The sequence below is a fragment of the Spirosoma areae genome, assembly GCF_054781775.1.
In genome coordinates, this window is the sequence record NZ_BAAGTT010000040.1 from 54513 (window position 1) to 68115 (window position 13603).

Consider the following 13603-nt stretch of genomic DNA (forward strand, 5'->3'; position numbering starts at 1 on the left):
GACTTTCCGATGACATTCACCTTACGTCCGCTGTTGAGCGTTTTCACCTGTCTGATCCTTGTTCTGTTGCTGACACGGTCAGGCTACACCCAATCCGTTCCACCGCCAATTGCGCCATCGCAGTTCGACCAGCGTATCACCCAATTGATGGACAGCGCCCGCATACCGGGCTTATCCATCGCTATTATCCGGAATAATAAACTGGCATATAGCAACGGATACGGCCTGACAAAAGCCGACTCGACGCAACGGGTTACGGCCAGCACTATTTTTGAAGCGGCCTCCCTAAGCAAGCCGGTTTTTGCCTATGCAGTCCTGCAATTGGTTGAACAGGGCGTACTCGATTTAGACAAGCCACTCTACGAATACCTCCCCTATTCAGACGCTGCTGCCGACGAACGCTACCAGAAAATTACCGCCCGGCTGGTCCTCAGCCATCAATCGGGTTTTCCGAACTGGCGCAAAAACCGTAAATCGCCGGAGCTGGCTATGTCCTTTACGCCCGGCCAACGATTTGGTTACTCGGGCGAAGGCTTCGTATATCTGCAAAAAGTAGTTGAGAAAATTACGGCTAAACCCATCAACGAGTTTATGGATGAGCGCGTACTGAAACCGCTGGGCATGACCAGCAGCCGGTTTGTCTGGCAACCCACTTTCGAGACTCATTTCGCTCAGCCCCATAACGAGTCTGGAGAGACGCAACCGAAATACAAGCCATCGCAGGCTAATATGGCCTATTCCCTGCACACCACCGCCGAGGATTATGCCCGCTTTATTCTGGCAATTCTGACACCCACGGGTCTAAAAGCTGCTACCGTTAACCAACTGCTGACGCCACAAAGTCAACTGCCGCAGCGGTTCTCCGGCTCCGACGTTTTATCGCCGGGTTTATTCTGGGGCTTAGGTATCGGTCTGGAACAAACACCATCGGCTACCTACTTCTGGCATTGGGGCGACAATGGCGCGTTCAAATGCTACGTAACGGCCAGTTATGCCCGCAAAGATGCGGTTATTTATTTCGCCAACTCATCGAACGGATTAGACATTGCCGACCGGATTCTGCAATTAACCCTGGGTGGTCAGCACCCGGCGTTTCCGTTTTTGGGCATAAACGCTGACGCGTTTTTCCAGAAGCATTCTCAAAAGGCGAAATAGGCTTTGACCTGGAATTCGACCGCTTACTAACTGGGTAGTCGATTTTCCAGTCGACACGAGGTAGTTTTACGTTTGTCGGGCGGATAACCCAGGGCAACGGACGTCAGTTTTTCTGGTTGGCCTTTCTAGCTCATCCGGCATTAAATCCACAACGAACCCGTCAACCGTATTACGATGAAAAGAACTAATTTTTTGAGGGCCTGTCTGGCGCTGGGAACGCTCCTGTCCTCACCCTTCAGTCTGGTTGCCGAATCAGTACGAAAGTACCGGCTGGAGAAAGGATTCAAGGTTGATTCGGGTAAAGACCGATTCAATAAAAGCATTTCTCTTTTGGAAGGCGATACCTTTTCCACGAAGGTATCAACAAAAGATACGGATGGCGACATCTATATGTTTGAATCAATCCGGGTAAAGGAGGGTGGCCCATCGCATCACCTTCATTTTGATCAGGATGAGTGGTGGTACGTTCTTCAGGGAGAATTTTTGATTAAAGTAGGTGAGGTAACCCACCAGGCAAAAGCGGGCGACAGCGTTTTCGGTCCCAGAAGAGTACCGCACAGTTTTGCGAAGGTTGGAGAAGGAGAAGGGAAATTATTAATGTTCTTTCAGCCTGCGGGTAAAATGGAAGAAATGTTCAGGAAAATTAGTGAAGGCGTCACCAAAGGTATGTCGGAAGAAGAACAGGATAAATTTCGGGACGAACATGGTCTTAAACGTGTAGGACCGCCCATTAAACAGTTCAAAAAGTGGTAAGGCAGCTCAATACTGCTCCTAAAGGCAATAGAGCATCGGTCACTCGCCGGTGAGCGACGAGGATTCATTTACACCGTCAGCGGCAATTGAATAACAAACTCCGCAAACTCACCCGCCTGCGTTGTTACTGTTAGCGTTCCGCCATGCCCCTTTGTCACAATATCGTAGCTCAGTGACAGGCCCAGGCCCGTACCCTGCCCGGTGGGTTTGGTGGTGAAGAAAGGTTGAAAGATTTTTTCCAGCACCGGTTGAGGAATGCCCGTACCGTTGTCCCGAATACGAATTTCGACCTGTCCGTTCTGCTGTTTCGTACTGACCGTTACCATAGGCTGGTAGTTCTCAACCTTAGCCTGTTGTTTCTGGCGTACTGCATAAAAGGCATTGTTGAACAGGTTCAACAGCACCCGGCCTAACTCCTGGGGCACCACCTCAACCTCACCTACCGCTGGGTCTAAGTGGGTGACTAACTCGGTGCTGAATTCTTTGTCTTTTGCCCGCAGGCCGTGATACGCCAGGCGCAGGTACTCATCGGTGAGCGCATTGAGGTTGGTAGGCTGTTTCTGACCCGTGCTGATGCGGGAGTGCTCAAGCATACTTTTGACAATACTGGAAGCCCGCACACCGTGATGATTAATCTTCACTAAATTCCCTGAAAGATCACCCAGAAGTTCCTCTTCCAGTTCGTCGTCCCGTTCGGCCTGTCTGCGCTTTTCCTGAATTTCTTCCACTAACTCAGTTGATACTTCGGAGAAATTATTGACGAAATTCAGCGGGTTCTGAATTTCATGAGCGATACCCGCCGTTAGTTCGCCCAATGAAGCCATCTTCTCCGATTGAACAAGTTGCGTTTGCGTCGCTTTAAGTTTAGCAAGTGCCTGTTGAAGTTCTTCTTTCTGCTGTTGAAGCAGGGTATTGGCTTTTTGTTTGGTGCGATAAGCATAAAAGGCCACGGCTGCCAACAGCAGCGTCAGCCCCATTCCCGCCAGCAGAGCCAGTTGCCGGGCACTTGCCAGGGCATTCTGTTTCTGTTGTTCGGCCTGCACCGCCTGTTGTTTCTTATCGAACGCATAGGTCATCATGAGTTCAGTAGCTTTCCGAACATTCTCTTTTCCCTGAATAGAATCTTTAATGGCTGCGAACGTCTTATAGGTAGCCAGGGCACGCCGATAGTTACCCGTTTTTTCGTAACACTCTGCCAATTCCGAATAGATGAGGCCCGTCTGTGCATCATAAATATCGGCATCCTTCAGGACCTCAAAACTCTTTTCGTAATAGGGAATAGCGGCTGCGTAGTTTGCCTGCATTTTCAGGATCGTCCCCATTGCCGAATACGTCTGATGAATATTCAGCGGTTGCCGGGATGCGTCGGCAATTGCCATAGCCCGCCTGTTTATAATTTCAGCTTCACCAAACTTATTCTGCTCGGCTAAGTTGGTGGCAGCTCTGGATAAACTGGTGGCCTGAATGCCCTGATCGCCCATCTCTTTGGCTAAGTTGGCCGCTTTTATGGCAAACTCATACGCTTTCTGGGCGGTGTGTGCTTCGGAGTAAATAGCCGCTAAATTGGTGTAGGCATACAATTCCACGTTTTTGACACCCTCAAGCTTAGCCAGTTTTATCGCTCGTTCAAACCGTTGTTCAGCCCCCTTCCTATCGCCCATTTCCCGGTAGATGTTGGCCATATTCACTAAGCAATACGCCTGATCATTGAGATCATGGGCCGCTTCAGCCAGATTCAGCGCCTTTTGTTGATAGTGCAGCGCCTGCGGCATGTTGGATTGCATCTGGTAGGAAATGCCTATATTGGAATAAATCGTTCCTAAATCAGCCTTATTTCCGTTCCGTTCGGCAATGCCCATACTCTTCTCAAAGAAGGCTATGGAGCTATCATATTTGCTCTGCATTCCATACATCGTTCCATAGGAGTTGTACACTTTTAGTAGACCAATGGAGTCATTCAGTGAGCCATATATCGCTTCGGCTATCTTCAGATTCTGATTAGCAACTGTGTAACTCCCTTTAAAATTATAGTTATTGGCTAAGCGCATTCTGGCGAAAGCTTCGCCCTGTTTATACTTAATCCGTTTGGCATTTTCGATGTTTTTCAAACTTAGGCTTACTGCCGAATCAATATTTATTTCGCCTAACATCGTGATCTTTTCATTAATCCGGTTGATCCGTGCCGTATCCGTAGAGGCCCGCTCTATAAGCCGGTCTAAGCTGTCTAATTTCGGACTTTGTGCATGAGCTAAGTCAAGGCAAAAAATGAGGATAACAAGGCTATTTAGCAGTTTCATACTCAATTGATGGTCTTAAAGAGGTTGTATTCGTCAATTGTAAGCTATTTTACCTTCAATATAGCGAAGAGATTTTTTCAAACGTACATACTCATTACCTCAGGCAACGTGGCCCAACCGGTTATTGGCGGTAATTTCGGATTAGCTGCCAGGGTCATACCAGCCCACGAGGTAGCCCATACATCAACAGGATGCTTACCCTTCAACCCTTCACCGAAGCCGATATTGAGGTTGCTATTCAAGCCGAAAATCACCCCGATAACCGCCGGTTTGTTGGACAATGGACGCACGAACAATACCGCCAGGCATTACGTGACCCGACCTATCAGTGCTTCTTATTTATTGCTGACAATCAACCGGTTGGCCATTGCATTCTGAGTAATTTGCAAAGCCCGGATAACGCAATCCTGCTCAAACGCATCCTTGTTCTGGCGAAGGGGCAGGGCTATGGTCGGTCGGCTTTGGATCAGCTAATGGCTTATGCATTCAACGTAATAAACGCAAATCGGCTGTGGCTGGATGTCCGGGCGTTTAATGAGCGGGCTGAAACCCTGTATAAATCGGTTGGATTTCAGTATGAAGGCACACTGCGAAAAGCATCGCGGGTGGATGATGCGTATTACGATCTAAACTTATACGGAATGCTGCGGGAGGAATACGAACAACGGCGCAAAGCGGCTAAAGAAGTGCCGCTTTCGGGGGCAAAGGCGGACTGAAATGCGCGCAATAGGGCAAACAAAAAAGCCAAGCGAGACACTCTCTTGGCTTTCTGATTTACTCAACGTTATGAAAAACTTTTCTTTTCGACACAATTATAAAACAAAAATTAATAAATATTATTCATTTTAATGAAATATTTTTTTACTAAAAAGCATAAAAACCTCACTACCAATAATTTGCAACTAAAAAAATGAACGATTTTTAGAGAAAATATAAGTAAATATACTTACAAAACTACCTATTCCTACCCGTCAAATGACGTATAAGTCAATTGAACAGAAGTCCATCCCGAATGGTGACCGTACGGTCGGCAAGGGCCGCTAAGGCTTCGTTGTGTGTGACAATGATGAACGTCTGACCCAGGTCATCGCGAAGCCGAAAAAATAATTGATGCAGGTCTTCCGCGTTACGCGAGTCGAGATTTCCGCTGGGCTCATCGGCGAAAACAATAGCCGGTTCATTAATCAGAGCACGCGCCACGGCTGTCCGCTGCTGCTCTCCCCCGGATAACTGCGAGGGAAGATTCGTCAGGCGACTTTGCAGGCCAAGCGTAGTAAGCAGGGATTCAGCGCGCTGTCGAACGAGTTTCTCGTCTTTGCCCGCAATAAAACCGGGCAGACACACATTTTCGAGTGCTGTAAATTCGGGAAGCAGGTTATTAAATTGAAACACAAACCCGATGCGCTCGTTCCGAAACTGAGCCAGTTGGCGGTCATTGAGGGTAAACACATTCTGCCCGGCAATGTGCAGTTCGCCCGAATCGGGCCGGTCGAGCGTGCCAAGAATTTGCAGCAGGGTTGTTTTGCCCGCCCCCGACGCTCCCACAATGGACACCACCTCCCCCGGTTGGATGGTTAAATTTATTCCTTTCAAAACAGGCAGCGTGCCGTAGTTTCGGCGAATATCAGTAGTTTGAAGAAGCGACGCCATTAATAATGATGAGTGATGAATGATGAATGATACCCTGAGAATCGAAGAACGTAGATTGATTTTCGTCAATTCCGCTCATCATTCATCATTCATCATTCATCATTTCCTGTTAACTTGCCGCACAAAAATACGATTTCCAATCCTCCTTGTTGCAGTTGTCATGAATATACACGAGTATCAGGGTAAAGAAATTCTCAAAAAATACGGTGTCCGCATTCAGGAAGGCATCGTGGCCGAGTCGCCCGAGAAAGCCGTTGAGGCCGCCAAACTGATTATGGCGCAAACCGGTTCAAAGTTCGTCGTCGTCAAATCGCAGATTCATGCAGGTGGGCGGGGTAAGGGCAAGGTCGTTGGCAGCGAACAGCGGGGAGTAGCCTTAGCCAAGTCGGTCGATGAGGTGCGAACCATCGCCAAAAACCTCATTGGCAATGTGCTGGTTACGCACCAGACCGGCCCCGAAGGCAAAAAAGTGAACAAAGTGCTGGTGGCGCAGGACGTGTTTTATCCGGGTGCGTCGGAGCCGAAAGAGATGTACATCAGTATCCTGCTCGACCGCAGCAAAGCCTGCAACGTCATCATGGCCAGCACCGAAGGTGGGATGGACATTGAGGAAGTAGCCGAAAAAACACCCGAAAAAATCGTGAAAGAGTGGATTGATCCGGCCGTAGGCTTACAGCCGTTTCAGGCGCGTAAAGTTGCTTTTGGGCTGGGCATGAAAGGCGATGCGTTCAAAGAAATGGTGAAGTTCGTGACTGCCCTCTACAAAGCGTATGTCGATACTGACGCGTCGATGTTTGAAATCAATCCAGTTCTGAAAACATCGGACGACAAAATTCTGGCCGTCGATGCGAAAGTGAACTTAGACGACAACGCGCTCTACCGCCACCCTGACCTGGCCAATCTGCGCGACATTTCGGAAGAGGACCCGCTCGAAGTAGAAGCCTCGGCCAACGACCTGAACTACGTGAAACTCGACGGTAACGTGGGCTGCATGGTGAACGGCGCGGGACTGGCAATGGCCACGATGGACATTATCAAACTGTCGGGTGGCGAACCAGCCAACTTCCTGGATGTGGGGGGTGGAGCCAACGCCAAAACGGTTGAAGCGGGTTTCCGGATTATTCTGAAAGACCCGAACGTGAAAGCGATTCTAATCAACATCTTCGGCGGTATTGTCCGCTGCGACCGCGTGGCAACGGGCGTCGTGGAAGCCTATAAAGCCATCGGCAATATTCCAGTGCCGATTATTGTTCGGCTTCAGGGAACCAATGCTGAAGAGGGGGCTAAAATCATTGACGAATCGGGCCTGAAAGTGCAGTCGGCGGTGTTGCTGAAAGAAGCGGCTGAAAAAGTGCGTCAGGTGATTCTGTCTTTGTAAGAGTTAGCCGGCTTGTTATCGGATATAAAAACAAAAAGCCGGAGCGAAAGCCCCGGCTTTTTTATTGTTGGCACCTGGCAACCTAAGCGCCAACAACAGACACTACCGTTTATAATACTTCATCGCTTCGGGTAGTTGCGCCTGTAAATCCCGAATCCGGCGTTCGTCGGATGGGTGGGTGGATAGGAATTCGGCTGTTTTTTTGCCACCACCTGCCTTTGCCATTCGTCCCCAGAAACTAATCGCTTCCTGCGGGTTGTAACCTGCCATTGCCATAAAAATCAGGCCCAGTTTATCGGCTTCCGATTCCTGCGCCCGGCTGTGGGGCAGTGTCCGGGCAACCGCAACGCCAGCAGGCAGGGCAGCGCCTACAGCCTGCATAAAGATCGTATTCGTCGCTTTGGGGTTCTGCTGCGCTTTTGAGTTCAGGTAGGATTGTCCCACCTGAACCAAACCGCTGGAAATAAGACCCTCGCTCATTCGTTCACGACCGTGTTCGGCAATGGCGTGCGAAATTTCGTGGCCCATTACCGCAGCCGCGCCCGCTTCGTTTTGCGTATAGGGCAAAATGCCGGTGTAAAATGCCACCTTGCCCCCCGGCATACACCAGGCGTTGACCTGCGGGCTTTCGATCAGATTAAATTCCCACTGGTAACCATCTAAGCGATTCCCAAAATTATTAGCCCGCAGATATTGCTCCATGGCCTGACGCAGGTTGTTGCCGACTCGCTGAACCATCTCAGCATCCGTATTGCTCCTGACAACCTGACTCGTACCCAGCACCTCACGGTAATTGGTAAAGCTGAGCGGCAGGAGCGACTCGTTTGGAATTAGCACTAACTGGCTTCTTCCCGTGAGGGGAACTTTCTGGCAACCGATGACGACGCTGATGGCCAGCATCGCGATGAGTGCATTTTTCATTTTCATTTGGTTTATTTCTACCTGTCTAATCTGACGTATAATGACCCTAAACGTACCGCATTTGTTCAAATTTTTCTGAATGAATGCGATCAGGGCGTCTTTAGTCCTTAGATTTGTAACATTCACAATGGTTTATTGTCAGGCAGACGGTCTGCCGTTGCGCCGGGCCGCCCGCGCGGTGGAAACTGCATCCATTTATCAGCCTTAGGGGTTTCCACCCGTATTACGTCTATGAAAATTATTTGTGTTGGCCGGAACTACGCTGAACATATTCAGGAACTTAATAACGAACAACCCGACGATCCGGTTATCTTCATGAAGCCAGAAACGGCCGTTCCGCTAAAAAATGAGCCGTTTTTTTATCCTGAATTCTCCAGTGATGTTCATTATGAAGTCGAGATTCTGGTGAAAATCAACCGGGTTGGCAAAAACATCGACCCGAAGTTCGCCCCTAAATATTACGACGAAATTGGCGTTGGCATTGATTTCACGGCCCGCGACGTTCAGTCGAAACTAAAAGCAAAAGGGTTACCCTGGGAGTTGGCCAAAGCCTTCAACGGCTCGGCGCCTATTTCGGGCTTTGTGCCCAAAACGGATTTCCCGGACTTGCAGAACCTGAATTTTCGCCTTGAGGTAAACGGCGAAACCCGGCAACAGGGAAATACCAGCCTGATGCTGTTCAAAATTGATTACCTGATTTCGTTTGTATCACGGTATTTTTTACTCCAACAGGGCGACATTCTCTTTACCGGAACGCCAAAAGGTGTTGGGCCGGTATATATTGGCGACCGACTGACCGCGTTTATAGAAGAAACTCCGATGCTAACGTTTGATGTGAAATGACTTTAGTTTGCCGGGCAGGAAACTCGACTCTGTTCCGTCAAAAACCGCTCTTTATTTTGCCGTTGAAACGCTTATTTATTTATCTGATTAGTACGATTCTGACCTCAATAGGGCTGGCTCACGGGCAATCGACCAGGCCGGCTTCATTGACCTCAGGGCAACCCCAAACCGGCTACATTCAACCGGGTACACTCGCCGACGGATACTTTTTATTTCCAATTCAGCCGGGTACGGCCAATTCACTATCGGGTGGGATGGGTGATTTACGACCGAATCACTTCCATGCGGGCTTAGACATCCGTACCGGTGGCCGCGAGGGGTTGGCCGTTCATGCGGCTGCGGATGGGTATGTATCCAGAATAGCGGTGTTCACCGGGGGCTACGGTAACGTTATTTTTATTAAACATCCAAACGGGCTAACGACCGTATATGGTCATCTCAAAACGCTGAACGACACCCTGGCGACGTATCTCCGCCAAGAGCAGTATCAGAAGAAAACGTTTGAGATTGACCTGCGGCCCGAACCAGGACAGTTTGCCGTCAAACAAGGCGATGTAATTGCCGCATCGGGCAACACCGGCGGGTCGGGTGGGCCGCACCTGCATTTTGAAATACGCGATGCCAAAGACAACCTGATAAATCCGTTGTTGTATGGCTTCCCGGAAATTCAGGATAACGTACCCCCCTATTTTGAACGCATTGCCCTGAAAACCATGACGGCTACCTCGCGCCTGAATGGCGAATACCAGCGCGTTAGCGTTGCGCCGGTGCGCCGGGCCGACGGGACGTACACACTCACCAAACCCATTACAGCATCGGGATTGATTGGCCTGGAAGTGCTGGCCTACGACAAAACCAGCGGGTCGCCCTACCGAAATGGCATTAGCTGTCTGGAAATCCGGCTGGATGGCCGTGAGGTGTTTGCCTACAACATGAACAGCTTCCCCAATGAGCAAACGCGGTTCATGAATGTGCATGAGAACTACGAAGTTGAGCAAATGAGCGGTCAGCGCTACCACCGGGGTTATATTGCCGATGGGAACATCCTGAATCTCTACAAGTTACAGAGCAACGCAGCCTACAGGGGGCGGCTGCCGTTGCTGGATGGGCAACCCCACGAAGTGACGCTAACACTCTACGATGCCTTCGACCACGCCACTCAGCTTACCTTCATTCTTCTGCCCGAAGTCGATACTACATCCCCGCCCCTGCTCGATTCATCAGCCGTTCAGTCGGAAAGTTACACGCCGGAGTCCGCCAATGACGAAGCCACCGCGACGATTACCACCGACGAAAATGTGCTGAAACTAACGGTCAAAAACAGTTCGGCGACGAATCCACTCGTCGCCAAACTGTTTACAGGTCGCACCGTAACGGAGCAGCCGGTTAGCTATGTCCTTAACAACATGGCCGTTTATCTCATAGATTTGCGCCAGACATTGCCCGATTCGATTCAATTTGGTCGGGGGGTCGTGCGAACGAATTTCAAAAAGCGCATCGTACCAGGCCGGTCAGATGTATTCGCCGATGGCAATGCCCGACTGACATTCAGTCCAAAAACACTGTTCGATACGCTGCATCTGGCGATGCGGTCGATGCCGGGGGGCATTTTAGAAATTAACCAGCCAACGATTCCGCTGAACGATTACCTGACCGTTCAGTATGCACCCAACTACCCGATTGCCATCGACACCATGCGAACGAAAGCATACTGGATAAGCGGTGGCCGCGAGAGTTTTTTGGGGGGGACCTGGAACAAAGGTCAGATTGAATTCAGGACCCGTTCGCTGGGTCGATTTCAGCTTATGACCGATGCCATTCCGCCAACGGTTGAGATCCTGTCAGCAACACCCAAAGGAATTTCGGCCCGAATTCGGGACAATTTATCGGGTATTGCCGAATTCCGGGCATTGGTCAACGGCGAGTGGGTGCTGATGCAGTACGATTACAAACGGGCGTTGCTCTGGTCTGACCAGCTAAACCCGGATGAGCCGTTTGAAGCGGGCGCGGAGGTGCTCGTGCAGGTGAGAGACCGGTCGGGGAATATCGGTTCGGACAGTACAACCATCGACGTACCCCGGCCCGTTGTTCGGCGAAAAGCCAGCCCGAAACGAAAGAAGAGAAGACGCTAAACCCAAACCTTTTAGGTTTAAGACTGAAACCAAACCCACATGAGCCTAACCATCGGCGACCCCGCCCCCGGCTTTACCAGCACTGACCAGAACGGTCAGCCGGTTAACCTGTCTGCCTTTCGTGGCAAAAAAGTGGTGCTGTATTTTTATCCGAAAGATGATACACCCGGCTGTACGGCCCAGGCCTGTAGTTTGCGCGATAATTATGAACAGCTACTCACGAATGGCTATGAAGTGTTGGGCGTAAGTGTCGACGATGAGAAATCGCATCAAAAATTCAGTAAGAAATATGACTTACCCTTTACCCTTGTAGCTGACCCCGACAAGCGGATTGTGGAAGCCTACGATGTGTGGAAAGAGAAATCGATGTACGGTCGTATCTTTATGGGCACGGTTCGCACTACGTTTTTGATTGATGAGAATGGCATTATCACCGACATTATCAGCAAAGTTGATACGAAGAATCACGCAGAACAAATTTTAACGTAACGCGGGTGGAAACCCGTTTTTCAATTATTAATTGCGGGTTTCCACCCGCGTTACACATGGAAATCGAACAACTCAAACACACGGCTACGGCCGTTCGGCGCGACATTCTTCGCATGGTTGCTGCTGTCAATTCAGGTCACCCCGGCGGTTCATTGGGCTGCACTGATTTTTTTGTCGCCCTGTATTTCGAGGTGATGAACCGGAAAAAAGACGCCGAAGGCAAGCCCGTTTTCGACATGGACGGGCGCGATGAGGATATTTTCTTTCTCTCGAACGGCCACATTTCGCCGGTGTTTTATTCGGTGCTGGCGCGGGCAGGCTATTTCCCGGTCGAAGAACTGGCAACCTTCCGCAAGTTAGACAGCCGATTGCAGGGTCACCCCACCACTGCCGAGCATCTGCCGGGTGTTCGGATCGCGTCGGGTTCGCTGGGGCAGGGTTTGTCAGTGGCTTCTGGTGCCGCTTACTCTAAAAAACTCAACGGCGACAGTAGTCATGTGTACGTACTGATGGGCGATGGTGAGCAACAGGAAGGCCAGATTTGGGAAGCGGCTCAGTTTGCTCCCAACAAGAAACTTGGCAACTTGACCGCCGTTATCGACCTCAATCACGCCCAGATCGACGGCACTACCGACAATGTAAACAGCAACCGCGACCTGGGTGCCAAATACCGCGCCTTCGGCTGGTTTGTGGACGAGATGGAAGGCAACGACATCGAGGAGGTGATTCGGACGCTGAAAAAAGCGCAGCAGGACCCCGACGTACCCACAATGATTCTGATGCATACCGAAATGGGCTTTGGCGTCGAATACATGGTAGGCAATTACAAATGGCACGGAACCGCCCCCAACGCCGAGCAATTAACCCAGGCATTGAACGGCTTGCCGCTGTCGGTAGGCGTAACGGATTATTAATTTTTGTAGAGACGCAAGGTATTGCGTCTCCTGACCGGATGGTTTGGGCTGACGCATAAGAGACGCAAGGTATTGCGTCTCTACATAGACAAATGAAAATCAAACGCTTAGTCATCGAAAATTTCAAGTCCATTGAGCGGATCGAGCTTATTGAGCCGAATCCGTTCACGGTCTTTGTGGGGCCTAACGGGTCGGGCAAATCAAATATTTTCGAGGCTTTGGAGTTTTTCAACTTATCAGCCAGAACAAATCGAGGAACGGTCGAAAGTCTATTTGGTAGAGAATATTTTACTAATCGAAAAAGTGATTCTAACACGGTTCAAATTGAGATTGAATTGGAGAAGTCATCCAAGGTTCGTCTTGTTCAGCGTCCCAATACAAACAATCAGCAAGAGTATACAATAATTGGAACAAAATGGAGAGAAGATGACCCTAATGAAACTCAACAATTAGTTGCAAACTTCTCACGCTTGTTCGTTGGTCGAGAAGATAAACAGAAGTTGAACTATGTGGATGATTATCAGCTAACTCTCTCAACAAGTAATCTCGAAAAAGTTTTAAAACGGGTACTAAGTGATGAAACACTTAAATCTGAAATCTTTGAATGGCTTGAGTTATTCGTTCCTGAGTTCAAGGCAGTTGATGTTGTAGCTAATTCTTTCGACGGTCGGGATACGTTGCTTTGGTATGAGCAGTACTCGGATAAGCCATTTACCAAAGACCTTATATCAGATGGTACGTATAACATTCTCGCTCTGTTAACCGCCGTTTATCAAAGTGATGAGCCGCAGTTTCTCTGTATTGAAGAACCCGAAAATGGTTTAAATCCAAAGGTTATTAAAGAGTTTGTTAATCTCTGCCGGTATGCCTGTGAGGAATTCGGGCATTATATTTGGCTCAATACACATTCACAAACGCTTGTCTCGCAGTTAACGCCTGATGAAATTATTTTGGTTGACAAAAAAGAAGGGGCCACGCAGACAAAGCAAATAAAAGGAATGAACCTGCACGGTTTACCAATGGATGAAGCCTGGCTTTCCAACGCTCTCAGAGGTGGGTTGCCGTGGTAAA

Annotated in this window: 12 protein-coding genes; 9 read left to right on the forward strand and 3 right to left on the reverse strand. The window is 49.4% G+C overall.

Annotation, left to right across the window (positions count from 1 at the left end; translation table 11 throughout):
• The first annotated feature begins 9 nt into the window (after positions 1–9).
• Together ACYVI1_RS23685 and ACYVI1_RS23690 are read left to right on the forward strand one after the other, a co-directional pair.
• Positions 10–1155 carry a serine hydrolase domain-containing protein gene (locus ACYVI1_RS23685; protein ID WP_460913327.1) on the forward strand — a complete coding sequence of 382 codons (1146 nt, stop codon included), beginning with the start codon at positions 10–12 and terminating at the stop codon, positions 1153–1155.
• 174 nt (positions 1156–1329) lie between these two features.
• On the forward strand, positions 1330–1908 hold the full coding sequence (locus tag ACYVI1_RS23690) for a cupin domain-containing protein (protein WP_460913328.1): 579 nt from the start codon (positions 1330–1332) through the stop codon (positions 1906–1908).
• A 68-nt stretch (positions 1909–1976) separates the two neighbouring features.
• Here ACYVI1_RS23690 and ACYVI1_RS23695 read toward each other — a convergent pair whose 3' ends face one another.
• Positions 1977–4205 (reverse strand): tetratricopeptide repeat-containing sensor histidine kinase, encoded by a 2229-nt coding sequence (locus ACYVI1_RS23695; protein ID WP_460913329.1) that lies wholly within the window; start codon positions 4203–4205, stop codon positions 1977–1979.
• Between the two features lie 191 nt (positions 4206–4396).
• On the opposite strand from ACYVI1_RS23695, the gene ACYVI1_RS23700 reads away from it, so the two are divergent.
• A complete protein-coding gene (locus ACYVI1_RS23700) occupies positions 4397–4921 on the forward strand; it encodes a GNAT family N-acetyltransferase (RefSeq protein WP_460913330.1) in 525 nt (174 codons plus the stop codon).
• A 271-nt stretch (positions 4922–5192) separates the two neighbouring features.
• On the opposite strand, the gene ACYVI1_RS23705 is transcribed toward ACYVI1_RS23700, so the two are convergent.
• Positions 5193–5855, reverse strand: a complete 663-nt coding sequence (locus ACYVI1_RS23705; RefSeq protein WP_460913331.1) for an ABC transporter ATP-binding protein — start codon at positions 5853–5855, stop codon at positions 5193–5195.
• A gap of 160 nt (positions 5856–6015) precedes the next feature.
• Between ACYVI1_RS23705 and sucC the strand changes: the two genes are divergently transcribed.
• Entirely contained in the window at positions 6016–7233 is a 1218-nt protein-coding gene (sucC, locus tag ACYVI1_RS23710; protein ID WP_460913332.1) for an ADP-forming succinate--CoA ligase subunit beta, read from the forward strand.
• 102 nt (positions 7234–7335) lie between these two features.
• Here the strand turns inward: sucC and ACYVI1_RS23715 are convergent, their stop codons facing one another.
• A complete protein-coding gene (locus tag ACYVI1_RS23715; RefSeq protein WP_460913333.1) occupies positions 7336–8154 on the reverse strand; it encodes a M48 family metallopeptidase in 819 nt (272 codons plus the stop codon).
• Between the two features lie 231 nt (positions 8155–8385).
• Between ACYVI1_RS23715 and ACYVI1_RS23720 the strand changes: the two genes are divergently transcribed.
• From ACYVI1_RS23720 to ACYVI1_RS23740, 5 genes are all read left to right on the forward strand, one after another.
• Complete coding sequence (locus ACYVI1_RS23720) at positions 8386–8997, forward strand: fumarylacetoacetate hydrolase family protein (RefSeq protein WP_460913334.1); 612 nt, start codon at positions 8386–8388, stop codon at positions 8995–8997.
• Complete coding sequence (locus ACYVI1_RS23725) at positions 8994–11129, forward strand: M23 family metallopeptidase (RefSeq protein ID WP_460913335.1); 2136 nt, start codon at positions 8994–8996, stop codon at positions 11127–11129. Before ACYVI1_RS23720 ends, ACYVI1_RS23725 begins: the two co-directional genes overlap by 4 nt.
• A 39-nt stretch (positions 11130–11168) precedes the next feature.
• Positions 11169–11618, forward strand: coding sequence for a thioredoxin-dependent thiol peroxidase (bcp, locus tag ACYVI1_RS23730; RefSeq protein WP_460913336.1), 450 nt, complete (start codon positions 11169–11171; stop codon positions 11616–11618).
• Positions 11619–11674: 56 nt separating this feature from the next.
• A complete protein-coding gene (locus ACYVI1_RS23735; RefSeq protein ID WP_460913337.1) occupies positions 11675–12532 on the forward strand; it encodes a transketolase in 858 nt (285 codons plus the stop codon).
• Positions 12533–12624: 92 nt separating this feature from the next.
• The gene (locus tag ACYVI1_RS23740; protein WP_460913338.1) at positions 12625–13602 is read left to right on the forward strand and encodes an AAA family ATPase; all 978 of its coding nucleotides are present in this window, start codon (positions 12625–12627) and stop codon (positions 13600–13602) included.
• Position 13603: the final 1 nt, after the last annotated feature.

Excerpts from the sequence above, each read along its gene's own strand:
- ACYVI1_RS23685 (WP_460913327.1), top strand. The coding sequence starts at position 10 with ATGACATTCACCTTACGTCCGCTGTTGAGCGTTTTCACCTGTCTGATC.
- ACYVI1_RS23690 (WP_460913328.1), top strand. The coding sequence starts at position 1,330 with ATGAAAAGAACTAATTTTTTGAGGGCCTGTCTGGCGCTGGGAACGCTC.
- ACYVI1_RS23695 (WP_460913329.1), bottom strand. The coding sequence starts at position 4,205 with ATGAAACTGCTAAATAGCCTTGTTATCCTCATTTTTTGCCTTGACTTA.
- ACYVI1_RS23700 (WP_460913330.1), top strand. The coding sequence starts at position 4,397 with ATGCTTACCCTTCAACCCTTCACCGAAGCCGATATTGAGGTTGCTATT.
- ACYVI1_RS23705 (WP_460913331.1), bottom strand. The coding sequence starts at position 5,855 with ATGGCGTCGCTTCTTCAAACTACTGATATTCGCCGAAACTACGGCACG.
- sucC (WP_460913332.1), top strand. The coding sequence starts at position 6,016 with ATGAATATACACGAGTATCAGGGTAAAGAAATTCTCAAAAAATACGGT.
- ACYVI1_RS23715 (WP_460913333.1), bottom strand. The coding sequence starts at position 8,154 with ATGAAAAATGCACTCATCGCGATGCTGGCCATCAGCGTCGTCATCGGT.
- ACYVI1_RS23720 (WP_460913334.1), top strand. The coding sequence starts at position 8,386 with ATGAAAATTATTTGTGTTGGCCGGAACTACGCTGAACATATTCAGGAA.
- ACYVI1_RS23725 (WP_460913335.1), top strand. The coding sequence starts at position 8,994 with ATGACTTTAGTTTGCCGGGCAGGAAACTCGACTCTGTTCCGTCAAAAA.
- bcp (WP_460913336.1), top strand. The coding sequence starts at position 11,169 with ATGAGCCTAACCATCGGCGACCCCGCCCCCGGCTTTACCAGCACTGAC.
- ACYVI1_RS23735 (WP_460913337.1), top strand. The coding sequence starts at position 11,675 with ATGGAAATCGAACAACTCAAACACACGGCTACGGCCGTTCGGCGCGAC.
- ACYVI1_RS23740 (WP_460913338.1), top strand. The coding sequence starts at position 12,625 with ATGAAAATCAAACGCTTAGTCATCGAAAATTTCAAGTCCATTGAGCGG.